Origin of the sequence: Vallicoccus soli, from assembly GCF_003594885.1 — a bacterium.
GTDB lineage: Bacteria > Actinomycetota > Actinomycetes > Motilibacterales > Motilibacteraceae > Vallicoccus > Vallicoccus soli.
Genome location: NZ_QZEZ01000002.1, coordinates 101619 through 125089 on the forward strand (window position 1 = coordinate 101619; position 23471 = coordinate 125089).

Below are 23471 nucleotides of genomic sequence, written 5' to 3' on the forward strand. Positions count from 1 at the left end.
CCGGTCCGCGCACCCTGCGGACGGCGTGTCGCAGCCGTCCCGGCCGGACGCGCCGCTCCCGCGGCACCGTCGTGCGCGCGGACCGGGCACGCGCTGCGCGCAGCCCCGGCGGACGCGGCGGACGCAGCGGGCGCCCGGGTGGGCAGGCGCGACGTCGCCCGCCCCCGGATGCACGACGGGCCGGGGAGCGGCTGCTCCCCGGCCCGTCGCCCGGTCCCCGCGGGGCCCGGTCGTGCTCAGCGCGTCACTTGGTGCTGGTGATCCGCACCCGCATCGACGTGCCGTTCTGCTGGACGACCTGCATGCGCACGCCGGCGTTCGGCACCTTCACGCTGGCGGTCGGCTGCTCCTCGGACCAGTACGAGCGGCGGTCGTCGAAGACCGGCTGCGCGGCCTGGCCGCGGATCCAGCTCGGCTGCCCGTTGAGGTGGAGCGTGAAGGACGCCGGGCGGTCGAGCGAGAACGGGGCGTCGTACCCGTTGATGCGCGGGCGCCACGGCTGGCCCTGCAGGTTGTAGAACGGCTGCGGGTGCGCGTCCACCGGCAGGATGAGCCCCTCGCCCGGGTGCTGGCTCGTGTTGTTGTCCGCCTGGGAGGTGTCCCAGTAGGAGACGAGCAGGCCGTCCTCGTACGGGAAGTGCTCGACCCAGTCCGGCCGGGTGCTCGCCCAGCCGAAGTTGTACGGGCCGGACTGCAGGTAGCGGTCGTACGAGACGTAGGTCCGGTGCGAGGCGATGTAGTAGTTGTCGTACTGGTCGACCTCGGTGCCGGTGGTGACCGTGAAGCCGTCGAGGGTCCAGCCCTCGCCGCCCTCCTCGGCCCCGTCCTCGAGCACGGTCTCGCCGTCCTTCGTCACGACGATGTCGTCGGCGAAGAAGCCGACGGGCGCGACGCCGCCGTCGGTGCGGTAGAGGAAGCGGAACAGCGGGGTCTGGCCCGCGGCCGCGTCCATGGGCACGACCACGTCGAGCCACTCGCCGCCCGAGGTGTTGGAGATGGCCGGCTGGCCGGACGCGTCGCGGATGAACGGCACGCCGTCGACGGTGCCGTCGAGCGAGGTCCAGTTCTCGCCGCCGTCGAAGGAGGCCTGGGCGTAGAGGTAGTCGTAGTAGCCGTCCTCCTCGTTGCCCTCGATGTCGAAGCGCGCCTTGAGCGACATCGACGCGGTGGTCGCGCCGGTGAGGTCGAGCTCGCGGGTCATCGTGTTGGACAGGTCGTCGCCCTGGCCGGACCAGAAGAAGCTCTCGCCGCTGGCCGGCTCGCCGAGCTCGCGGGTGACCTCCTTCTTGGGCAGCGGGACGACGATGCCCTGCGCCTTGGCGCTGTTGTACTCGTGCGGGCCGAGGTCGACGACGCGCTTGCGGCCGGCGGGCACGACCTCGTAGTCGAGCCAGCCGAGCTGGAGCTTGTCCCAGGCGCCGAGGTCGGGCGCGCGGGTGCCGATGGCCTGGTCGCCGGGGGCGCTGACGCGGCTCTGCGCCATGAGCGTCCACCAGTTGACGCCGTTCTCGTTGGCCGAGCCCGGCCCCGAGGTGTCGTAGTGGTCCGGCAGGCCCAGGTCGTGGCCGTACTCGTGCGCGACGGTGCTGAGCCCGCCGTTCTCGGCCTGGATCGTGTAGTCGCCGACCCAGACGCCGGTGCGCCCGATCTGCGTGCCGCCGAGCTTGTTCGTCGCCGGGCCGGTGATCCCCGCGTCGGTGTTGAACGCGTACCAGCGGTGCGACCAGATCGCGTCCTCGCCCTGGTACGGGTCCCCGTCGGCCTCGTCGCCGCCCGCGTGGATGATCTGGAAGTGGTCGATGTAGCCGTCGGGCTCGTCGAAGTCGCCGTCGCCGTCGTGGTCGTACCGGTCCCACTGGTCGTACTCGGCGATGTCCGCCTTGATCTGCGCCGCGGTGCGGCCCTGCGCCCGCTGGTCCTTGACCCACGCGGCGAGCGCGTCCTGGATGAGGTTCCAGGTGGTCGCGTCCTCGCGGCCGTAGCGCGCCTCGTTGTAGGGGACCTTCACCCAGTCGCTGACGGTGCCGTCGACGCTGTAGCGCCCGGAGGACTGCCGCTCGTAGTACGTCTTGAGGGACTCGACGCCGTCGCCCTCGCCGAAGTACAGGTCCTGGTAGTACTCGCGGTCGAAGTCCTCCTGCCAGGGCGTGGAGTTGTCCTGCGAGCGGTCCGGCTGCGGGATGCTGTTGTGCAGCGGGCCGTCGAAGGTCGTCGGCCCCGGCGTGTCGGGGTCGGTGTCCACGTCCGGGAAGTCCGGGTGCCGCTGGTTGCCGAACTCGGCGAGGATGACGAAGACCTTGTCCGTCTTCTCGCGCGAGAGCTCGACGTACTGGTCGACCTCGCCCTGGCCCTTGGCCTTGGCGGCCTTGGCGGTCGCGCGGCCGCCCGCGGAGGCGACGGACGAGGCGTTGCCCTCGCCGACCTTCACGACGGTGCTGGAGCCGCGCTTCTCCGGGCGCGCCTCGCCGTTGAGCACCTTGGTGAGGCCTGCCTCGCGCAGCGCGCGCCGCTTGTCCTCGAGCGCGTTGGGGAGCTCGTCCTCGACGCGGGCCCCCGCTGCGCCGGCCGCGGTCACGGCCCCGCCCACGGAGGGTGCGGCGGTGGCGGCGGGGGTCCCCAGCGCCACCCCCGTCCCCGACGCCAGCGCCAGGCTCACGAGCCCGGCAGAGATCTTGCGCACAGCGCCTCCTGGTAGTCCTGACAGGGTGGCGGGGCGCAGCGCCGGCCTGACGCCCGGTGCGAGCCCCACCCGGCGGACCCTAGGTGCTCCGGGCACCGGATGCGAGGGTTCGTCCCGTAACGGTTCGGCAAACCGGGGAACCGGCCGCGCCGCCGGGCGCGCGGGGGACGTCCCGGGACACGACGGGACGATCCGGGCGGGCTGCGGGCGCGCTACGGCGCGAGCTCGCCGAAGGCGGCGGCGAGCAGCGCGGGGTCGGGGCCCTCGAGGCGCGCCGGGCGCGCGAGGTCCTCGAGCACCACGAACCGCAGCAGGTCGCCCCGGGCCTTCTTGTCGACCTTCATCGCCTCGAGAAGCCGCGGCCAGGGCCCGCCCGCGTACGTCGTGGGCAGCCCGAGCGAGGCGAGGACCGTGCGGTGCCGGTCGGCGACCGCGTCGGGCAGCCGGCCCGCGAGGCGGGCGAGCTCGGCGGCGAAGACGAGCCCGACGGACACGGCGGCGCCGTGGCGCCACCGGTAGCGCTCCACCTTCTCCACGGCGTGCCCCAGGGTGTGGCCGTAGTTGAGCACCTCGCGCCCGAGCCCGTCGGCCGCGGACTCGCGCAGGTCGGCGGCCACGACGCGTGCCTTGACCGCGACGGCCCGCTCCACGAGCTCGCGCAGCACGGGGCCGTCGGCGCGGGACGCCTCGGCCGGGTCGGCCTCGACGAGCTCGAGGATGCGCGGGTCGCTGGTGAAGCCGACCTTGACCACCTCGGCGAGCCCGCTGACCAGGTCGTTTCGCGGGAGGCTCTCCAGCGTCGCGAGGTCGCAGAGCACCCCGGCGGGCTCGTGGAAGGCGCCGACGAGGTTCTTGCCCTCGGCGGTGTTGATGCCGGTCTTGCCGCCGACCGCGGCGTCGACCATGCCGAGCAGCGTGGTCGGCACGTGCACGACCCTCACCCCGCGCAGCCAGGTCGCGGCGACGAAGCCGGCGAGGTCGGTCGTCGCCCCGCCGCCGACGCCGACGACCGCGTCGCTGCGGGTGAAGCCGGCCTGCCCCAGCACGCCCCAGCAGAAGGCGGCCACCTGGGCGGTCTTCGCCTCCTCCGCGTCGGGCGTCTCCAGGGCGATCGCCTCGTAGCCCTGGGCCACGAGGTCCTCGCGCACCGCCTCGCCGGTGGCGGCGAGCGCCCGCGGGTGGACCACCGCGACCCGCCGGACCGCCGGGCCGAGCAGCGCCGGCAGCTCGCCGAGCAGCCCGGTGCCGACCACGACGTCGTACGGCCGCTCCCCCCCGACGGTGATCCGCGTCGCGCCGCTCACGAGCCCTCCCCCAGGGCCGCCGCGACGCGGCGGGCCACCTCGTCGGCGTCCACGCCGCCGGTCTGCACGGTCACGGTCGCGACCTCCTCGTAGAGCGGGCGCCGGGCCTGCATGAGCCTGGTCCACTGCGCCCGCGGGTTGCCGACGAGCAGCGGGCGGGCCGCGCCGAACCCGATCCGCGGCGCGGCGTCGGCGATGCCGACGTCCAGGAACGCGACGCGGTGCCCGGCGAGGTCCGCGCGCGTGCCCGGGTCGAGCACGGCGCCGCCGCCCAGGGCGAGCACGCCGTCGTGCCCGACGAGGGCGCCCGCCACGGCCGCCCGCTCGAGCTCGCGGAACCGCGCCTCGCCGTCCTCGACGAAGACGTCGGCCACGCTGCGCCCTGCCGCGGCCTCGACGTCCTCGTCGGTGTCGCGGAAGGCGCAGCCCAGCCGCTCGGCGAGCAGCCGGCCGACGGTGGTCTTGCCAGCCCCGGGCGGGCCGACGAGGACGGCGCGCGGCGCCATCAGAAGTCGGGCAGCGCGTCGAGGTACGACCGCACGTTGCGGGCCGTCTCCGCGACCGAGTCGCCGCCGGACTTCTCCAGCAGCGCGTCGGCGAGCACGAGCGCGACCATGGCCTCGGCGACGACGCCCGCCGCGGGGACCGCGCAGACGTCGGAGCGCTGGTGGTGCGCCTTCGCGGCCTCGCCGGTCTGCACGTCGACGGTGGCCAGGGCCCGCGGCACGGTGGCGATCGGCTTCATCGCCGCGCGCACGCGCAGCGGCTCGCCCGTGGACATGCCGCCCTCGGTGCCGCCCGCGCGCCCGGTGCGCCGGCGCAGGACGCCGTCCTCGCCGCGCTCGATCTCGTCGTGCGCCTCGGAGCCGCGGCGCCGCGCCGTGCGGAAGCCGTCGCCGACCTCGACGCCCTTGATCGCCTGGATGCCCATGAGGGCGCCGGCGAGGCGCGAGTCGAGCCGGCGGTCCCAGTGGACGTGGCTGCCCAGGCCGGGCGGCAGGCCGTACGCGAGCACCTCGACGACGCCGCCGAGCGTGTCGCCGTCCTTGTGGGCCCGCTCGACCTCCTCGAGCATCGCCGCCGCGGCGGCGGGGTCGAGGCAGCGCACCGGGTCGGCGTCGACCCGCGCGAGGTCCTCGGGGAGCGGGACGACGCCGTCGGGGGCGTCGGCCTCGCCGAGCGCGACGACGTGGCTGAGCACGCGCACGCCCGCGGCCTGCTCGAGGAACGCCTGCGCCACGCTGCCCAGCGCGACGCGCGCGGCGGTCTCGCGGGCGCTGGCCCGCTCGAGGACCGGCCGGGCCTCGTCGAAGCCGTACTTCTGCATGCCGACGAGGTCGGCGTGCCCGGGGCGGGGGCGGGTGAGCGGGGCGTTGCGGGCGAGCCCGGCGAGGACCTCCTCGTCGACCGGGTCGGCCGCCATGACCTGCTCCCACTTGGGCCACTCGGTGTTGCCCACGCGGATCGCGACCGGCCCGCCCTGGGTGAGGCCGTGCCGCACGCCGCCGAGGAACTCGACCTCGTCCTTCTCGAACGACATCCGCGCCCCGCGCCCGGCGCCGAGCCGGCGCCGGGCCAGGGCGGACGCGACGTCGTGCATCGAGGTGCGGACCCCCGCGGGGAGGCCCTCGAGGATCGCGACGAGGGCGGGGCCGTGCGACTCCCCCGCGGTCAACCAGCGCAGCATGGGCGCCAGTCTCCCACGGCGGTCCGCACGGCCCCGCCCTCGTCCGCCGTGCGGACGGCCCGTCAGCCGCTCAGCGCGCGACCACCGCGTCGACGTCGAGCAGGCGCCCGGTCGAGCGGGCGTTGCGGGTGCCGGTGGGCTGCAGGCGCACGGCGTGCGGCCCGTCGGTCATGGCGGGGCTGCGCCAGACCCGCCCGCACGAGCTGTACGATTGGTAGAGGTCGACCGTCGCCGCCGTCCGCCCGTCGAGGAGGACCCGCAGCACGCCGGCCCTCGGGCCGCGGCACGCGAGCACGTCCACGCCGGTGCCGCGGAACCGCGCCTGGGCGTAGGAGGGCGTCCCCAGCGGCGCCTTCGCGCTGGTCCGCAGGAACGACTTGCCCACCGCGTCGGAGGCCGGGACGGTCGTCCAGGCGCCGCCGGCGCTGCCGAGCTGCAGCGCGCCGCTCGCGCTGTCCACCTGGAGGCCCGCCGTCACCGTGCCGGCCGCCGCGCTCGCGCGCTTGCCCGCGAGGTCGACGACGGCGGTGCCGACGCGCAGCGCGTACGCCTGCCCCGCGACCCAGCCGCCGTCCGGGGTGAAGGTCCAGGCCCGCCCGGCCGCCGTCGGCCTGAGGGTGCCCCTCACGGGCTCCCCCGAGGCGGCCACGACCACCTGCACCGACGTGCCGTCGACGCCCGTGACGGCCTCGGACGCGGTGACGGCGACCGGCGCGCCGGGCTCGAAGCCGCTGCGCGCGGCGAGGGTCAGCACCGGGGCGCCCACGTCGAGCGGGCCGGGCGCGCTCCAGGCCAGCGGCTCGCCGACCTCGGGGAGCGCCCGCACCCGCCACTCGTACTGCCCCTGCGCCAGCTCGCTGCTGTCGAAGGTCCAGCGCAGCTCGCGGGCCGCGTCGCCGACGCCGTCGGTGCGCGCCGAGAGCGCGACGACCGGCGGCCGCTCCGCCCGCTCGGCAGCCGCGACCTCGCCCGCCCGCAGGACCTGGACCTCGTAGCCCTTGGCCTGCGGCGCCGGGCCCACCAGCTGCCCGGCCGCCGCCGGCGCGCCGCCCTGCACGGACCAGCGCAGGGTGCCGAGGCGGTAGCGGTCGTCCACCGCGCCCCTGACCACGGTCGTGGTCGACGTGGCGCGCTTGGTGAAGGAGCGGACGGGTGCCGGGGGGCTGCACCGCGCGTTGCCGTTGCAGGCCTGCACGGTCCAGTAGGTGCGCAGGTCCTTGTCCGGCAGCGCACCCAGCGGGAGCATCCCGGTCGCGTGGGTCTCCCACACGTGCACCGGGTCGCGCAGGTCCGCGGACCGCCCCAGGCTCACGCGGTACTTCAAGGCACCGGGCACGGGGTCCCACCGGAACAGGGGGGTGTCGCTCGCGGAGGCGGGCGAGCTCGTGGGCTCCGCTGCAGGCTCGACGCGCAGCCCCGTGGGGACGGTCGGCTCGTCACGCCACCCGTCCGGCACCGTGGGAGTGAAGCTGCCGCCGTCGACCCACCGGGAGCAGTCGGGCGTCGGCGCGTACTCCGGCGGGTCCATCCCGACCGGCACGGTCACCTTGCCGTCCGACTCGACCACGGCCCCGGACTCGACCCAGACCCCGGTGCACGCGGCGCTCCCGTCCGCGATGCTCGCGCGGTCGTCCACGGCCCCGTCCCGGGCCCGGACGCGCCAGAAGTACTGCGTGTCCCAGACGAACGAACCGCCCATCTCGAACGGCGAGGACGGGCCGGCGTCGGGGTCGGCCTCCTCGCCGGAGTTGACGACGAACGCGCACGCCTCCTCGCCACCCGGGGGGTCCTCCAGGGCCTGCCCGATCGAGACGCCGTAGGGCGCGAGCCAGGTGTGGGAGGTGTAGCAGGTGAAGTGGTCCAACGTGCCCTCCTGGGGCGCGTCGGCCTCGTCGAGGGCGTCGAACGGCACCCGGCTGTACTCGACCTCGTAGAAGGAGGCACCCGGGACGGGGGCCCAGGAGACCGCGGGCAGCACCCCGTTCGCGTCGAGGTGGGTCTGCGGGTCCTGCGGCATGGCGTCCCAACCGCGCGTGAACTCGGTCGCCGCGCTCCAGGCCCCCCGCTCGTCGCCCTCGAGCGCGCGGACCCGCCACACGAGGTCCCCGTGCGGCAGCGTGACGGGCGCGGCGAAGCGGGGGACGCCGGTGGTCGCCGTGTACGTCCCCGCGCCCCAGAGGCCGGTGTCGCTGACCTGCACCTGGTACGCCGTCGCCCCGGCGACCGGCGACCACGCCAGCTCCACGTCGCGGACCTGCCCGTCGGCGCTCGTCGGGGCGATGACGGCGGGGGCCGGCGGCGCGGCGGCCGCGGCCGGGAGCGCCCCGGCCGGGGCGAGGCCGGCCGCGAGCGCCGCCGCGGCGGTCGCGGCGGCGGCGCGCAGCAGCGCGCCGCGTCGCTCGTTCTTCACGTGGTTCCTCCTGGTCCGCGCCCTGCGCGCCGGGTCCTGCGGGTCGTGGGGTGGGGGCTCAGAGCCGGCGCGAGGTGCCGGAGCACTGGTCGAAGGGCTCGCCGGAGCGGTAGCGGAAGGTGGCGCAGCCCTCGGTCACCCGGAGCACCTCGAGGCCGGCGACCGCGTCCGCGACGTCCACGTGGTGCTCGACGCCGTCGAGGTAGAGCCGGACCTGCTCGCGGTCCACGAGGACGCTGCCGACCGTGAGCAGCACGCGGCGCGGGGCCGGCGCGGTCGTCGCGGTCGGGGCCGGCGACGGCTCGGTCGTCGGCCGGGTCGTCGGGCGCGTCGTCGGCCGGGTCGTCGGGCGGGTCGTCGGGCGGGCCGTCGGGCGGGCCGTCGGGCGCGCCGTCGGGCGCGCCGTCGGGCTGCTGGTCGGCGTGGGGGTCGCCGTGGCGCTCGGCGCGGCCGGCGCGGGGCTCGAGGTCGCGGTCGGGGTGCTCGCGGGCCAGGTCCACGAGGGCGCCGGCGCGGGGAGCGTCGGGTCCGCCGTCGGCACCGCGACGGGCGCGGGGCCGCGCGGGTCCGAGAACGGGTCGCGCACGCCCACGAGGAGCACGTCCTCGGCCGTCGGCGTGGGCCGGGGCGAGGGGGTGGCCGCGGCCGCGGCCCCGGACCCCGGGACGACCGCGAGGGCCGTCCCCTCGTCGTCGGCACCGCCGAGGAGGAGCAGGCAGGCGGCGACGGCGCCGGCGGTCGTCGCGCCGACGGACAGCGCGATGAGGCGGCGCCTGGAGCCGGCGTCGCCGGCCGCGGAGCGGGTCATGTCGTCCGTCCTCAGGAGGCGGCCGGCGCGGGCGCCGTGCCGGTCGTCGGGGTGGGGGTCGTGGCGGTCGTGCCGGGGACGGACGTCGCGGTGGGCACCGCCGCCGCGTCGACGAAGACCTGGCCCTGCACCTCGAGGGTCAGCGGCCCGGCCAGGGCCGTGGCGCTCGTCGTGGCGACCTCGGCCCCGTCACCGCCCCGCAGGGTGAGCCCGGTGACGAGGAACGCCCGGTCCAGCCGCTCGAGCTCGAAGAGGAAACGGTCGAGCTGCGCGAACTCCCCGCCCGCCGTGAGCGTCACGGGGACGGCGGACACGGTGGCGGCGGCGGCGCTGCCGACGGCGGCGGCGTCGGCGGGCGCCAGCGCCTGCGGCACGCCCGGGGCCATCGCCTGCAGCTCGGCGCCCGCCGCGGCCGAGGCCCCGGTCAGGGCGCGCACGAGCGCCGGCAGCTGCACGTCGGCCGGGAGCTTGCGGCTGATCGCCTCCAGCACCTCGCGCTTCGCGGGCAGCTCGGCGCTCTGGGCCTGGAGCTGGTGGATCTCGGTCAGCAGGCCCTGGTTCGCCTGCTCCGCGGCCACCGCCTCGAGCCGCAGCCCGGCGGCGGTGCTCCGCTGCGGGGCCACGAGGAGGAACCAGCCGGCCAGCAGGAGGAGGACCGCGAGCACCGCGGTGCCGGCGGACCACTTCTGGGTGCGCGTCATGTCACTGCCCTGCCTGCGCGGTCGTCGTGGTGGGGGCGGACGTGGTGGCCGGGGCTGCCGGGCTCGCGGCCGGCGCCGCGGCGCCCGGGAGGGCGTACCGCTTGGACAGCGCTTCCCCGCCGACCTGGACGGTGGAGGTGAAGGTCGTGGTCTTGCGCCCCTCCTCGACCTCGAGCGCCGCCGACGAGACGGTGGCGCCGCTCCAGCCCGGTCGCTGGGCCACGACGTCGAGCCAGGCGGCGACGTCCTCCATCCGCTCGGCCTTGCCCGTGACGGTGACGGTCCAGCCGGGCAGGGCCGCCGCGCCGGCCGCCGCCGTGCCCGTCGCGGGCGCCGTCCCCGTGGTCGTCGTCCCCGTGCCCGTGGTGCCCGTGGTGCCCGCGGTTCCCGTGGGCGTCGTGGCCACCGGCACCGCCGCGGCGCTGACGCTGACCTCGTCGACCCAGACGCTCGGCGGGAGCTCGTTGCCGAGGGAGTTGAGCTGGTACGACCAGCGCACCTCCTGCCCGAGGGCGGCGGCGAGCTTCGCGCGGCCCTGGTCGACCTGGGCGAGGACGAGGGGGACCTCGGCGTACTCGGCCTTCTGGGCGGTGAGCGCGACGGTCTGCGCCCGGACCCCGTCGAGCTCGGCCTGCGCGTCGCCGACCTGCGCCGTGGCGTGGGCGTACAGCCCGCCGACGACCGCGGCGGTGGCGACGAGGCCGCCGACGAGGCCGAGCCGGACCTGCGCGAACCGCTGGCCCTCGGCCACCTCGGGCGGGAGCAGGTCGACGCGCGGCAGGGCCGCGAGCGAGGCGGTCGCGAGCAGGGCGGTCCCCGCGCCGGCCTCGGCCGGGGCGGTGCTGCGGGTGCGGCTCATGCGGCGGCTCCGAGGGCGAGGCCGACCGGCACGACCGCGAGCGGCTCGACGAAGGCGAGCTGCTCGGCGGTCAGGCCGGTGCGGCCCAGGGTGAGGCGGGAGAAGGGCGCACCGGTCTGGACGGGCAGGCCGGTGGCGAGGCCGAGGCGGTGGGCGAGCCCGTGCAGGCGCGAGCCTCCGCCGGTGAGGACGATCCGCGACACCGGGGCGCCGCCCGTCGAGGCGTAGTAGCCGAGCGAGCCGCGGATGTCGTCGACGAAGGACGCGGTCGAGCCCTCCACCACCACGGCGGTCGTCGCCTCGACGCCGCCGATCGGGGCGTCGCTGCCGACCTGGTGCTTGAGCGCCTCGGCGTCGGCGTGCGGCAGGCCGATCCGATCCGCGACCGCGTCGGTGACGTCGCGGCCGCCCGCGAGCAGGATGCGCACGAAGCGCGGCACCCCGCCCTGGTGCACGACGACGTTCGTCACGCGGGCACCGACGTCGACCAGGGCCTCGGCCTCCGCCGCGAGCCCGAGGTGGTCCGGCTCGGCGAGGGAGCGCAGGACGGCGAAGGAGGAGAGGTCCACGGCCACGGGGGTGAGGCCGCCGCGCTCGACGGCCTCGAGCGCCCCGCTGACCATCTCGCGCGAGGCGGCGACGAGCAGGCCGGTCACCGTACGGCCCTCGTCGCTGCCGGACTCGCTGAGCGGGTGGAAGTCGAGCAGCGCGCTCTCCACCGGCATGGGGAGCACGTCCTGCACCTGGAAGGGCAGGGCGGCGCGCAGCTCGTGGAGCGGCAGCCAGGGCAGGTCGACCTGCCGCACGATGACCTTGGAGTTCGCGACGCCGACGTGCACGCGCTTGCTGCGGAAGCCGGTCAGGCTCCAGAGGCGCTTGATCGCCTCGCCGACCGCGTCGGCGTCGGCCACCTCGCCGTCGCGCACGGCGCCGTCGGGCAGCGCGAGCTGGCCGAAGCGGTCGAGGCGGGCGCTGCCGCCGCCGAAGGACAGCTGCGCGGCGCGCACGCTCGAGGTGCCGATGTCCAGGCCCACGGCCGATCGCACAGCCACTCCGCGTCCCTCCGCCAGGTGCGCCGCGGTCCTCCGCGGCGCGTTCCCTGCGTCCATCGGCCGTACGGGTGGTGCCCTTGAGCCGTCCGGGGCCGGGCGCTCAGAGCAGGAGGTCGACGTAGAGGCCGGCGAGCGCCTCGCCGCACAGGACGGCCAGGAGCGCGCCCGCGAGCATGCTGGGGCCGAAGGGGATGGCGCTGCGCCGGCCGGCGCGCCCCGCCGCCATGAGGGCGAGGCCGACCGCCCCGCCCAGCAGGAAGCCGAGGAAGCCGCCCACCACGAGCGTCCCCCAGCCGAGCCAGCCGAGGTGCAGGCCGAGCACGCCCGCGAGCTTCACGTCGCCGAAGCCCATGCCCCCGGGCTGGGCCACGGCCAGCAGGAGGTAGAGCGCGAAGAGCAGCAGGCCGCCCGCCCCGGCGCGCAGCAGCGCGCCCCACTCCCCCGTCCCCTCGGACGCCAGCGCGAGCAGGGCCGCGCTGACCGGGTAGGCCGGCAGGACGATCGCGTCCGGCAGCCGCCGCACGTCGAGGTCGATGAGCGCGAGCGGCACGGCGACGCCGGCCAGCCAGAGGTACGCCGGCAGCTCCCACGACGCCCCCAGCCGCCAGGCCACGACCGCGAACAGGCACGCGGTCCCGAGCTCGACGAGCGGGTACCGCACGCTGATGCCCGTGCGGCAGCGGCGGCAGCGCCCCCGCAGCACGAGCCACGAGAGCACCGGCACGTTGTCGTACGCGGCGATCCGCGCGTCGCAGCCGGGGCAGGCGCTCGGCGGATGGACCACCGAGAGCCCCGCGGGCACGCGGTGGACGACGACGTTGAGGAACGAGCCGACGAGCAGCCCGAGGAGAGCGCTTGCAGCGACGGTGGGGGCGAGCACGTCAGTCCTCGCTGAACCCGACGACCTCCCACGGCGCCTTGGTCGGCTCGAGGAAGTACGGCGGGGGCAGGCTCTTGAGGCGGGTGTCGTACACGTAGTCCTTGAGGTAGCCGGTCGTCCCCTGGCCGGTGCCCACCGTGCCGCGGTAGCGCTGGTAGATGCCGCCGACGACGCGCAGCTTGCCGGTGATCGGCTCGCCCTTGTCGTAGTTCTGCACGATGAACGAGTTGTCGACCGAGATGATGGCCGCGTCGACCTCGACCACCGAGTCCGCCTGCGACAGCAGGTTGTCGAACCGGTTGTCGGCGTTGCGGGCCTTCTGGCAGTAGTAGCCGGGCTCCGGCACGAAGTCGCACCTCACCGGGTGCCAGACCTTGACGTAGCCCTGGGCGACGAGGCCGAGGACGTCGCCGCCGCTGGTGCCCTCCTCGTACCGGATGTTGCCGACCGCGTAGATGGTGCCGGCGGTGCCGATGGTGAGGCGGCCGTCCAGGGTGCCCTTGACGTACGCGTCGCCGGCGGTGCAGCCGTAGTCGTCGGCGGGCACGACCTCGCCGTCCAGGGGGTAGCGGCCGAGGACCTTGCCGGCGGGGCACGCCCCGGTCCCGGCGTCCACGTAGACGACGCCGTTGCTCGGCAGCGGCACGACCTGCTCGGTGCGCAGGTCGCCGCCGCAGGCCGGCGTCGCGGCCGTGGTCATGGGGCTCAGCACGCGCATCGTCCCGTCGGGCAGCAGCTCGATGCTCGTGGGGCCGGTGTAGAGGCAGCCGCCGGAGGTCTTGGCGGGGTCGGCCTTGTCGCGCAGGGCGACGTTGGTCGGCGGCAGGTCGACGCTGCGGTCGGTGATGCCGATGCTCCGGCCGGCGCTCGACGGCGCGCTGCTCGTGGTCGCCTTGCGGTACGGCGCCGTGGCCGGCGCGGCGGGGCTGTAGGAGGTCTGCCAGTACGTCGAGGTCTCGCCCTTGAACAGCGGGCTGCCGCTGACGAGCAGCGCGTCCTTGCTGTAGAGCGGGCCGTCGATGGTGTCGCCGCCGCCGAACTGGATGTCGCAGCCGCCGGCGTTCGTCGTGGTCACCGCCGAGGTCTGGGTGGCGTTGGAGTAGGTGAACGACTCCGTGTAGCTCGAGCTGCGCGCGCCGGTCGCCGGCGGCACCGAGTAGTAGTACCGGCCGCACTTGTCCGCCTCGGCGCTGGTGACGCCGGCGTAGGCCATGTCGGTGTAGGTGCGCCCGCCCGTCGAGTACGTCGGGTCGAGCCGCACCTTGCGGGGCGGGCGCAGCGCCGCGATGGTGCGCGGCGACGGCGACTCCTTGTCGGTGTAGTACACGTAGTTGAGGAACTGCGGCTTGCGCAGGTCGGCCGACAAGGTGCGGGTGGGCCCGTAGCTGCCCTCGCCGCGCACGACCCGGCCCATCGCCCGGATGCGGATGAGGCCGGTGACCTGGGTCGGCAGGGTGACGAAGCCGTACGCGAACTGCCGGTCGGTCTCCCCCGCCGCGGACGGCACCGTCTGCCACGTCGGGTTCGACCAGTCGGTGGTGAGGTCGGACTGGTCGGGACCGCCCGGGCACGGCGCCGACCAGTAGCCGTCGCAGTCGTTGAGCCGCGAGCGCAGGTCGTCCATGCCCGTCTGCGCGGCCGCGAGCGCCGCGTGCCAGTCCTGCCCGCGCCGCGACCCGTGCACGGCGTTCGCGGCGTAGGCGACCGACGCCAGCACGAAGAGCGTCAGCAGCGCCATCGTGACGATGACGGACAGCAGCGCGAAGCCCTCGTCGTCGCGGGCGCTGCGGCGGGCGGTCCTCACTCCGGGGCCCCTCACGTCGTCAGGTTCTCGTTGAGCAGGGTCACGCGGTCGACCCCCGTGCTCGTCGCACGACGGGGGCTCGACGGGTCGCTGCCGCCGAGGCTGTCGGTGCGGACGGTCACCCAGACCTCCACCGCGGTGATCCGCGACAGGTTGGCGGCGGCGACGGAGCCGTCCGCCGCCACCGGCACCGTGCTCGTGCTCGTGTCCACGGCGAGCCGGGTCGCCGGGCAGGGGGCGGTGGGCGCGTCGCTGCGGCGCTGGTAGACGAACAGGGGGCAGCCGGCGGTCGGGGCCACGACCGAGCGCGCGAGCACGCGGGTCGTGCCGGCCCCGCTCCACGTCGCCGCGGTGAGCGTCGAGCCGGGGTCCGGCGGGACGACCGTCTGGCGGACCTCGCCGAGGCCGCTGCCGGTCGGGGCGAACCAGAAGCGGACGCGGCTCGGCGGCACGTCGGCGCCGATGGCGCCCGTGCGGTTGCCGAGGGCCGCGTAGAAGGTGACGTCGGTCGGGCCGGCCGCCACGAAGGCGTCCACGCCCGGGGCGGTCGAGGGGTCCGCGGCGGTGCGCAGGGCCTGCGTCATCGCCTCGAGCACGGTCCGGACGGCCTGCCCGTTCGCGGTGCGCGAGTCCGAGAGCTGGGTCGTGCGCATCCCCTGCAGCAGGGTCGTCACGAGCGCCGCGCCGAGCAGCGCGGTGAGGACCGTGGCGACGAGGAGCTCGACGAGGCTGGTGCCCTCGTCGCGCCGCAGCGCCCGGCGCAGCCGGGTCACGGCGTCACCGCCAGCGTCGTGGGCGAGACCTGTCCCGCGGTCACGGTGACCTGCCGGGCGCCGGCCGTGGAGGCCGTCGGGTCCGCGGCGATGCGCCAGGTGCCGGCGGGCAGCGCCACGTTGGTGGCGGAGGCCGACGTCGGGTCCGGGAACCGCAGGGGCGCGGTGCAGGTGGAGCCGACGGGCACGGCGTAGAGCGTGCGGCCGGTCAGGGCGGCGCCGGCGCTGTCGGTGAGCGTCGCCGAGACGCCCCCGAAGCCGGCGAGCGTCGCGCTCGACACCTGCCCGGGGGCGGTCGCCACGGCCGGCAGGCCGCCGGGGCGCACCGAGCACTGGGTGCCCCAGAGGGCGTACCCGGTGCCGAAGGGGAAGAGGCCGTCGACCCGCCAGGAGCTCGGGGTCGTGCCCGTGGAGGGCTGGCGCGCCGCGCAGGGCGCCGAGCCGCAGGGCACGACGGCCGTCGCCGTCGTCGCCGCCTCGGCGCTGCTGAGGTCGAAGCCGCTCCCGCCCGCTGCGACGGGGAGGGGGTACGTCGCGGCCGCACCGGACAGGGCGACGACGAGGGTGGCCGGGCGGTCGTACCGGATCGGCTGCGCCTTGGTCACGGTCGCCCTCTGCACGGACTGGCCGAGCGGGCCGTACGCCGTCGCGCGTCCGTCGACGCCGACGTAGCCGGCCGTCGTGACGCTCGCCTGGTACGTCGTCCCGGGCGCGAGGGCGGGGAAGACCGCGCAGCCGTCCCGCTGGGTGACGGCGGAGGCGACCGGGGTGCCGGCGAGCGCGAGCTGCACGGTGTGGCCGGCCAGGCCCTTGCCCGCGCGGTCCTGCACCGGGACGGTGAGCACGCCGGTCGTCGCCGTGGAGCCGGAGATCGGCAGGGCGAGGGTCGTCTCCTCGCGCACCGGCTGCGTGCCGCCCATGTCGGGCCAGGTGACGACGACCGTCACGCGCTTCTGCGCCGCGGCCCCCGTCGTGCCGTCGCAGGCGCTGACGCCCTTCGAGCGCACCGTGTCGAGGGCGGCCGTCGTGGTGACGGTGTACGTCCGCCCGGCGAGCTGGACCGTGCGGGTGCCGCTGACGACCTGGTCCGGCGTGAGGGCCCCGCGGACGGCCTCGACCTGCTGGGTGGCGAGGTTCGCCGCGACGGTGCGCGCCTCGCCGGACGCGCTCACGGCGAGGCCCTTGACGAGCACGCTCGCCGCGGCGGCGCCGAGGGCGGCGAAGAGCACCGTCGCGACGAGGACCTCGACGAGGCTGAACCCCTCGTCGCCGCGCCGCGCGCGCCCGCCTGCCGTGCCTGCCATGCCGCTCCTATCGGCCGGTCCGGCCCGCTCCTTGAGCGCTGCCGGTCCTGGGGACGCGAGGAGGGGCGGGCCCCCCGGGCCCGCCCCTCCTGCTGTGCTGCTGTGGTGCTGCGCGTCAGGCGCAGGCCGTCGAAGCGGTCGAGCCCGGGATCGCGGTGGGCGAGCCCGCGTTCGCGCCCTCGGTGGAGATGCGGTACTTCAGGCCGCCGCTGTTGTGACGGGCGCAGATGGTGTAGCCGCCGGACGGCTGCGTCGCGGCGAACTGCACGGTCACGTTCGCGCTCGGGTTGTAGCCCTGGCCCCGCAGACCGGCGCCGGCGGTCGCGATGTCCGTCGAGTAGGTGCCGCCGCTGTCCGTGGCGAAGGACTCCTCGGCGGTCGCGAGGTTGCGCAGCTCCGCCTTCGCGGACGCCTCCCAGCCCTTGGTGCGCTGGTTGAGGAAGGTCGGGATGGCGATGGCGGCGAGGATGCCGATGATGATGACGACGACGAGGAGCTCGATGAGCGTGAAGCCCGACTCCTTGCCCTCGAGGGCCTTGCGGATGCGAGCGAGCATGTGCGTCCGTCCTTTCGGGACCGTTCCGAGACGCCCCGCCGGTCCCTCCGCGGCCCTCACGGGCCGGCTGAGGCAGCTGGGCTGACCGCGACCCTGGTCGCGCGGTCCCCTGGCTCTGCGGACCCGCCTCGCGGCGGGGGTGCCGTTTCTTGCCGGTGCGTCTGCTGACACCTTCCCCATCGGCCGTCCCCGCGGGGACTTGAGCGACGGGGACCCTCTTTCGCCCTCAGCCCTGCACGAGGTCGAAGATCTTGAAGATCGGCATGTAGAGCGCCACGATCATGGCGCCGACGATGCTGCCGAGCAGGGCGATGATGAGCGGCTCCATGAGGGCGGTCAGGCTCTCCGTGGTGGCCTCGACCTCCTGGTCGTAGAACTCGCCGATCTTGAAGAGCATGACGTCGATCGCGCCGGTGTCCTCGCCGACCGCGAGCATCTGCACGACCATGGGCGGGAACACGGCGTGCTGCGCCAGCGGGGCGGTCATCGGCTGGCCCTGCGCCACGCTGGCCCGCACGTCCTGCAGCGCCCTGCCGACGACCCGGTTCCCGCTCGTCTCGGCGACGATGTCCAGCGCCTGCAGGATGGGCACGCCGGCCTTGAGCATCGAGCCGAAGTTCCGGCAGAAGCGCGAGAGCGCGATCTTCTGGAACAGCGTCCCGAAGACGGGTGCCCGCAGCTTGAGCGGGTCGACGACGTCGCGCACCCGCTCGAGGTGCCGCACCCGCACCCACGTCGCCGACGCGGCGACGAGCAGGACGACGAGCAGGGGCACCAGCCAGGCCATCTGGTGGCTGAGGAAGACCAGGGCGAGGGTGGGCGGAGGCAGCTTCCCGCCCAGGCTCGCGAACATGCCCTCGAACACGGGGACGATGAAGACGAGCATGCCGATGACCGCGAGCACCGCCATGACGAGGACGACGACCGGGTACGTCATCGCCGACTTGATCTTGCCCATGAGCTTGACGTCGGCCTCGTAGCCCTGCGCCAGCTGGAGCAGCACCTCGTCGAGGAAGCCGCCGACCTCGCCGGCGCGCACCATGTTGATCATGATGACGGGGAAGGTCTGCGGGTGCTTGGCGAGGGCGGCGGACAGCGACGTCCCGGACTGGACGGCGGTGCGGACCTCCCCGAGCACCTTCGTCAGGTGCGGGTTGCGGCTCTGCTCCTCGAGGATCGACAGCGCCCGCAGGAGGGACAGCCCGGAGTCGACCATCGTCGCGAACTGCCGGGCGAAGACCGCGAGGTCCTTGAGGCTCACCTTCGCGCCGAAGGAGGGCAGGGTGATCTCGCGGTTGAGCCCGCCCGACCTCGCCTGCGTGATGCTCACCGGGGCGTAGCCCATGCTCCGCAGACGCGCCGCGACGGCCGCCTGCGAGTCCGCCTCGAGCGTGCCCTTGACGACCTTGCCCGCCCTGTCGCGGACGGCGTACTGGAACGTCAGCGTCGCTGCCATGCCCTGCCCCTCAGCCCCGGCCCGCGAGCCGCTTGAAGTCCTCGACGTGGTGGCACTTCTCGAGCCCCGTGTCGTAGGTGATCCGGCCCTGGCGGACGAGCTCCGCGAGGTGCTGGTCCATCGTGTGCATCCCGTGCTGCTGGCCCGCCTGCATCGCCGAGTAGATCTGGTGCGTCTTGCCCTCGCGCACCAGGTTCCGGATCGCCGGCGTCGCGACGAGCACCTCGGTGGCCACCGCTCTCCCGCGCTGGTCCGCGGTCTTGCAGAGCGTCTGGCAGACGATCCCCTGCAGCGAGCCGGCGAGCTGCACGCGCACCTGCTCCTGCTGGTTGGCGGGGAAGACGTCGATGACGCGGTCGATGGTCTGCGCGGCGTCCTGCGTGTGCAGCGTCGCGAAGACGAGGTGGCCGGTCTCGGCGGCGGTGAGCGCGATCGAGATCGTCTCGAGGTCGCGGAGCTCGCCGACGAGGATGATGTCGGGGTCCTGGCGCAGCACGTGCTTGAGGGCGCTGGCGAAGGACCAGGTGTCCTCCCCCACCTCGCGCTGGTTGACGATGCACGACTGGTGCTGGTGGAGGAACTCGATGGGGTCCTCGACGGTCATGATGTGGTCCCGCCGGGTGCGGTTCGCGAGGTCCACGAGCGAGGCGAGCGTCGTCGACTTGCCCGACCCCGTGGGCCCGGTCACGAGCACGAAGCCGCGGGCCAGCTGGGCGAACTGGGCGACCGCCTCCGGGACGCCGAGGTCCTCCAGCCGCTTGATCTCGAAGGGGATCACGCGGAACACCGCGCCCATCGCGTCGCGCTGGCGGTAGACGTTCACGCGGAAGCGGGCGACGCCGGGGATGGCGTAGGCGAAGTCGAGCTCGAGGGACTCCTCGAACTTCTCCCGCTGGCGCTGGGTCATGAGCGCGTAGAGCGCGCGCTGGATGCCCTGCGGGAGCAGGCGCTCGTACCCCTCCACCGGCAGCAGGTCGCCGCGCAGGCGCACCATCGGCGGGGCGCCGGCGGTGACGTGCAGGTCGGAGCCGCCGACGGCGAGCAGGTGCCCGAGCAGCGTGTCGAGGTGGACGTCGTCCTCCTCCGGCGCGGCCTCGGTCGAGCTGCGGGCGTACGCGTCGTGGACCGCCTCGCTGACCTCCAGCGCCACCGCCGCCGCCACCGGGTCCGGCGCCGGGTCGAAGGCGACCGGCTGGTACGCCGGCTGCAGCCAGGCGGTCCCGTACGGCTCCTGGACGGGCTCGAGGGGGACGGCCGGGCCGCTCGGCGCGTACGCCCAGCCGGCGTCGGTCCCGTCGTGGGGCTGCGTCACGGCGCGGCGGTCCTTCCTGTGCCCGGGCCGCGCGGACCGCGGCCTCCCCCGGCTGCATCGGCGGGGCCGGCACGGCGCTTGAGGCCCCGGGACCGGTGGGACGGCCTCAGACGACGACGCGCAGGATCTCGTCGACGCTCGTCACGCCGGCGGCCACCTTGGCCATCCCGTCCTCGCGCAGCGTCAGCATCCCCTCGGAGCGGGCCACCGCGCCGATCTCGGTGGCCGAGGCGCGCTGGACCGCGAGGCGCTCCACCTGCTCGGACACCCGCATGACCTCGTGCAGCGCGAGGCGGCCCTTGTAGCCGGTCTTCGCGCACACCGAGCAGCCCACCGGGCGGAACAGCTCCGGCAGGTCCTCGCCGTCCTGCCACGGGAAGCGCGCCGCGAGCAGGTGGGCGGGCTCGGGGACGTACGCCTCCTTGCACTTGCCGCACAGCCGGCGGGCGAGGCGCTGGGCGAGCACCGCGTCGAGCGCGGAGCCCACGAGGAACGGCTCGATCCCCATCTCGGTCAGCCGGGTGATGGCCGACGGCGCGTCGTTGGTGTGCAGCGTGGAGAGCACGAGGTGGCCGGTGAGCGCGGCCTCGACCGCGATCTGCCCGGTCTCGTGGTCGCGGATCTCGCCGATGAGCACCACGTCGGGGTCCGAGCGCAGGATGCTGCGCAGCGCCGAGGCGAACGTCAGCCCCGCCTTCGCGTTCGTCTGCACCTGGTTGATGCCGGGCAGCCGGTACTCGACCGGGTCCTCGACGGTGATCACGTTGACCTCGGGCCGGCTGACGATGTTCATCGTCGCGTAGAGGGTCGTCGACTTGCCCGAGCCCGTGGGTCCGGTGACGAGGACCATCCCGTACGGCTTGGTGAAGCTCTCCGCGTAGCGCGCGTAGTTGCCGTCGCTGAAGCCGAGGTCGGCCAGGTCGAGGCGCGCCGTGGAGTTGTCGAGGATGCGCATGACGACCTTCTCGCCCCACACCGTGGGCAGGGTCGCCACCCGCAGGTCGACCTTCTGCCCGTGCGCGGTGACCGAGAGCCGCCCGTCCTGGGGGACGCGCCGCTCGGCGATGTCGATGTCCGCCATGATCTTGAGGCGGCTGATGACGCCGGACTGGATCGAGCGGGGCGAGCGCATGACCTCGTGGAGCACGCCGTCGATGCGGAACCGCACGCGCAGGTCGTGCTCCCCCGGCTCGAGGTGGATGTCCGAGGCGCGGTCCTGGATGGCCTGGGTGATGAGCAGGTTGACGTACTTGACGATGGGCGCGTCCTCGACGATCTCCTTGACCGTCGAGAGGTCCTGCTCCTCCTCCTGCGCGTCGAGCGCGCTGGTGAGGTCGTCCATGTCGGAGTCGGCGCGGTAGTACCGGTCGATGGCGGCGAGCACGTCGGGGCGGGTGGCGACGACCGGCTTGACGTCGAGGCCGGTCATGGCCCGCATGTCGTCCATCGCGAAGACGTTGGCCGGGTCCGCCATGGCGAGCACGAGCCGGCCGTCCTCGAAGCCGACGGGGATCGCGGCGTAGCGGCGGCACAGCGCCCCCGGCACGCGGGCGATCGCCGACCCGTCGACCGGGTGCTCGCTCAGGTCGACGAACGGCATGCCGATCTGGGTGGCCAGGGCCGCGACGAGCTGCGCCTCGCTGAGGACGCCCTCCTCGACGAGCACGCGCCCGAGGGTGCGCCCGCCGGCCTGCTCGCCGCTGGCCGCCTCGAGCTGGTCGGGCGTGACGAGGCCGCCGGCCAGCAGGACGTCGCCCAGCTGCTGCACCCGCTCCACCTCCGCTCGACCGCCCGGCGGACCTCCCGCCTGCAGGCAGCATCGGCACGCGCGGCGGGACCTTGAGCGACCGGACGGGTCAGGCGCGCGCCGCGAGCGCCTCCTCGGCGGCGGCGCGCATCACCGGCAGCAGCCGCCCCGGCGCGTCGCGGCCCGTCATGAGGCCGACCTGCAGCACCGCCTGGTGCACGAGCAGGTCGAGCCCGCCGCGCACCGCCCCGCCCGCGCGCTCCCAGGCGGCGGCGAGGCTGGTGGGCCAGGGGTCGTACGCGACGTCGAGGAGGGTGCCGGGCCGCGGCGGGACGGCGGCGGCGAGCGCGGCGGCGGCCTCGCCGGGCACGGCGGCCACCACGACGTCCGCCCCCAGCGCGTCGCCGAGGGCCGCGGGGTCCCACGGCGCCGGCACGAGCCCCAGCCCGAGGCGGCGGGCGGTCGGGGCCAGCTCCTGCACGGCCGCCGGGCGGCGGGCGACCACGGTCGCCCGCGCGACCCCGAGGTCCCGCAGGGCCCCCAGGGCCGAGCGGGCCGTGGCGCCGCCGCCGAGCACGGTGCCGCTCGCCGCGGAGGTCGTGCCGGCCTCGGCGAGGGCGGCGAGCATCCCCGGCACGTCGGTGTTGCTGCCCAGGCGCCGCCCGCGCGAGAGCAGGACGGTGTTGACCGCCTCGACGTCGCGCGCGCCCGGGCTCGCCCAGTCGACGAGGTCGAGCGCCTCGCGCTTGAGCGGCATCGTCACCGACAGGCCGGCCCAGTCCGGGCCGAGCGCGTCGAGGAACCCCGCGAGGCCGCCCGCGGGCACGTCGTGGGCGTCGTAGGACCAGTCGAGGCCGAGCTGCGCGTAGGCGGCGCGGTGCAGGACCGGTGAGAGCGAGTGCGCGACGGGCGAGCCGAGGACGCCAGCCCTCACCCGTCGCCCCGCCGGGCCAGCCACTGCCGGAACAGCTCCACGTTGGCCGCGTGCTCCTGCTCGGTGACGGCGAACCGCGTCTCGCCGGTGTCGGGGTCGACCGCCACGAAGAAGAGCCACGGCCCGGGCTCGGGGTCGACCGCCGCGCGCATGGCCTCGGTGCCGGGCGAGGCGATCGGCCCCGGCGGCAGGCCGGCGTTGGCGTACGTGTTGTACGGCGACGGGTTGGCCCGGTCCTGCGGCGTCGTGGTGACCCCGCGCTTGCCGTTGGCGTAGTCCACCGTGGTGTCCAGCTGCAGCGGGCGCCCCGCGGCCAGGCGGTTGTAGACCACGCGGGCGACCTTGCGCATGTACTGCGGCGGCGCCTCGGCCTGCACGATGCTCGCGACGGTCAGCAGGTTGCGCGCCTTGGCCCCGCCGCTGCCGGCGATCCCGGTCTCCTCGGCGGCCTGGCCGAAGCGGCGCACCATCTGGGCGAGCACCTCGGCCGCCGTGGCCCCGGCGTCGACGGTGTAGGTCGCCGGGAACAGCAGCCCCTCGGCGCGCCCGCCGGCCCACGCGGGCAGCCCCAGCGCCTCGGGCCGCTCCAGCGCCGCGCGGAAGTCCGCCACGGGGATGCCGGTGCCCTCGCTGAGCACCCGCAGGGTCTCGCCGACGCGCAGCCCCTCGGGGACCGTCACCTCGTCCTGCACGCGCGCGGACGGGTCGAGCATGAGGTCGAGCGCGGCGGCGGCGCTCATGCCCTTGCGCAGCGCGTACGACCCCGGCTGCAGCCCGCTGGAGCGCGGGTCGGCCTCCGCGGCGTCGCGGAACGCGCCCAGCGAGGCGACGACCCCGGCCTCCTCGAGCGTGCGCCCGATCGCCGAGGCCGAGTCGCCGGGCTCGACCTGCACCTGCACCGGGTCGGTGCCGGTGCCGGCGAAGTCCTCCGGGCCCTCGGTGAGCCGCTGCCAGAGCGTCCAGCCGCCGACCACGATCGCGGCGAGCAGGGCGAGCACCAGGAGCAGCGCGACCAGCGTCGCGCGGCGCCCGTGGCGCTCGCGCCGGCGGTGGCGCTCCTCGGTGTCCATGTCGAGGCCGAGCTGGCTCATCCCTCCAGCCTGCCAGAACCCGTCGTGCGCGCCCGGTCCGGCGAGCCGGCCCCCGGCGCGCCGTCACCCTGCGCTGCACCGCGCTCGCCGTCGGGCACGCCGTCGGGCACGGT

General features: G+C 75.5%; 19 protein-coding genes and 1 riboswitch. All 19 genes read right to left on the reverse strand.

Annotated elements, in window-relative coordinates; all coding sequences use genetic code 11:
- Positions 1-244: 244 nt before the first annotated feature.
- Complete coding sequence (locus D5H78_RS05685) at positions 245-2680, reverse strand: immune inhibitor A domain-containing protein (RefSeq protein WP_119949478.1); 2436 nt, start codon at positions 2678-2680, stop codon at positions 245-247.
- A gap of 212 nt (positions 2681-2892) precedes the next feature.
- Positions 2893-3984 carry a 3-dehydroquinate synthase gene (gene aroB, locus D5H78_RS05690; RefSeq protein ID WP_119949479.1) on the reverse strand — a complete coding sequence of 364 codons (1092 nt, stop codon included), beginning with the start codon at positions 3982-3984 and terminating at the stop codon, positions 2893-2895.
- Complete coding sequence (locus tag D5H78_RS05695) at positions 3981-4490, reverse strand: shikimate kinase (protein WP_119949480.1); 510 nt, start codon at positions 4488-4490, stop codon at positions 3981-3983. Before D5H78_RS05695 ends, aroB begins: the two co-directional genes overlap by 4 nt.
- The gene (aroC, locus tag D5H78_RS05700; protein ID WP_119949481.1) at positions 4490-5671 is read right to left on the reverse strand and encodes a chorismate synthase; all 1182 of its coding nucleotides are present in this window, start codon (positions 5669-5671) and stop codon (positions 4490-4492) included. Before aroC ends, D5H78_RS05695 begins: the two co-directional genes overlap by 1 nt.
- A gap of 70 nt (positions 5672-5741) precedes the next feature.
- On the reverse strand, positions 5742-8081 hold the full coding sequence (locus D5H78_RS05705) for an Ig-like domain-containing domain (RefSeq protein ID WP_165865620.1): 2340 nt from the start codon (positions 8079-8081) through the stop codon (positions 5742-5744).
- A 58-nt stretch (positions 8082-8139) separates the two neighbouring features.
- Positions 8140-8889 carry a hypothetical protein gene (locus D5H78_RS05710; protein WP_119949483.1) on the reverse strand — a complete coding sequence of 250 codons (750 nt, stop codon included), beginning with the start codon at positions 8887-8889 and terminating at the stop codon, positions 8140-8142.
- Between the two features lie 11 nt (positions 8890-8900).
- Complete coding sequence (gene pilO, locus D5H78_RS05715) at positions 8901-9590, reverse strand: type 4a pilus biogenesis protein PilO (RefSeq protein ID WP_119949484.1); 690 nt, start codon at positions 9588-9590, stop codon at positions 8901-8903.
- A 1-nt stretch (position 9591) separates the two neighbouring features.
- Positions 9592-10449, reverse strand: a complete 858-nt coding sequence (locus D5H78_RS05720; RefSeq protein WP_119949485.1) for a PilN domain-containing protein — start codon at positions 10447-10449, stop codon at positions 9592-9594.
- Positions 10446-11501, reverse strand: coding sequence for a type IV pilus assembly protein PilM (gene pilM / locus D5H78_RS05725; RefSeq protein ID WP_119949486.1), 1056 nt, complete (start codon positions 11499-11501; stop codon positions 10446-10448). The genes D5H78_RS05720 and pilM overlap by 4 nt, the downstream gene beginning before the upstream one ends.
- A gap of 100 nt (positions 11502-11601) precedes the next feature.
- Entirely contained in the window at positions 11602-12381 is a 780-nt protein-coding gene (locus D5H78_RS05730; protein ID WP_119949487.1) for a prepilin peptidase, read from the reverse strand.
- A gap of 1 nt (position 12382) precedes the next feature.
- Positions 12383-14185 (reverse strand): PulJ/GspJ family protein, encoded by a 1803-nt coding sequence (locus D5H78_RS05735; protein ID WP_119949488.1) that lies wholly within the window; start codon positions 14183-14185, stop codon positions 12383-12385.
- Between the two features lie 11 nt (positions 14186-14196).
- Positions 14197-14958, reverse strand: a complete 762-nt coding sequence (locus D5H78_RS05740; RefSeq protein ID WP_119949489.1) for a PulJ/GspJ family protein — start codon at positions 14956-14958, stop codon at positions 14197-14199.
- Complete coding sequence (locus tag D5H78_RS05745) at positions 14955-16262, reverse strand: type IV pilus modification PilV family protein (protein ID WP_119949490.1); 1308 nt, start codon at positions 16260-16262, stop codon at positions 14955-14957. Before D5H78_RS05745 ends, D5H78_RS05740 begins: the two co-directional genes overlap by 4 nt.
- A gap of 115 nt (positions 16263-16377) precedes the next feature.
- Complete coding sequence (locus D5H78_RS05750; protein ID WP_119949491.1) at positions 16378-16818, reverse strand: type IV pilin protein; 441 nt, start codon at positions 16816-16818, stop codon at positions 16378-16380.
- Positions 16819-16886: 68 nt separating this feature from the next.
- Positions 16887-16972: riboswitch (cyclic di-GMP riboswitch) on the reverse strand.
- A gap of 72 nt (positions 16973-17044) precedes the next feature.
- The gene (locus tag D5H78_RS05755) at positions 17045-18274 is read right to left on the reverse strand and encodes a type II secretion system F family protein (RefSeq protein ID WP_119949492.1); all 1230 of its coding nucleotides are present in this window, start codon (positions 18272-18274) and stop codon (positions 17045-17047) included.
- Positions 18275-18284: 10 nt separating this feature from the next.
- Positions 18285-19586, reverse strand: a complete 1302-nt coding sequence (locus D5H78_RS05760; RefSeq protein ID WP_281268667.1) for a type IV pilus twitching motility protein PilT — start codon at positions 19584-19586, stop codon at positions 18285-18287.
- A gap of 106 nt (positions 19587-19692) precedes the next feature.
- Positions 19693-21354, reverse strand: coding sequence for a GspE/PulE family protein (locus D5H78_RS05765; protein ID WP_119949493.1), 1662 nt, complete (start codon positions 21352-21354; stop codon positions 19693-19695).
- A gap of 88 nt (positions 21355-21442) precedes the next feature.
- Positions 21443-22267 (reverse strand): shikimate dehydrogenase, encoded by an 825-nt coding sequence (locus tag D5H78_RS05770; protein ID WP_218566282.1) that lies wholly within the window; start codon positions 22265-22267, stop codon positions 21443-21445.
- Positions 22264-23358, reverse strand: coding sequence for an endolytic transglycosylase MltG (gene mltG / locus D5H78_RS05775; RefSeq protein WP_119949495.1), 1095 nt, complete (start codon positions 23356-23358; stop codon positions 22264-22266). The genes D5H78_RS05770 and mltG overlap by 4 nt, the downstream gene beginning before the upstream one ends.
- Positions 23359-23471: the final 113 nt, after the last annotated feature.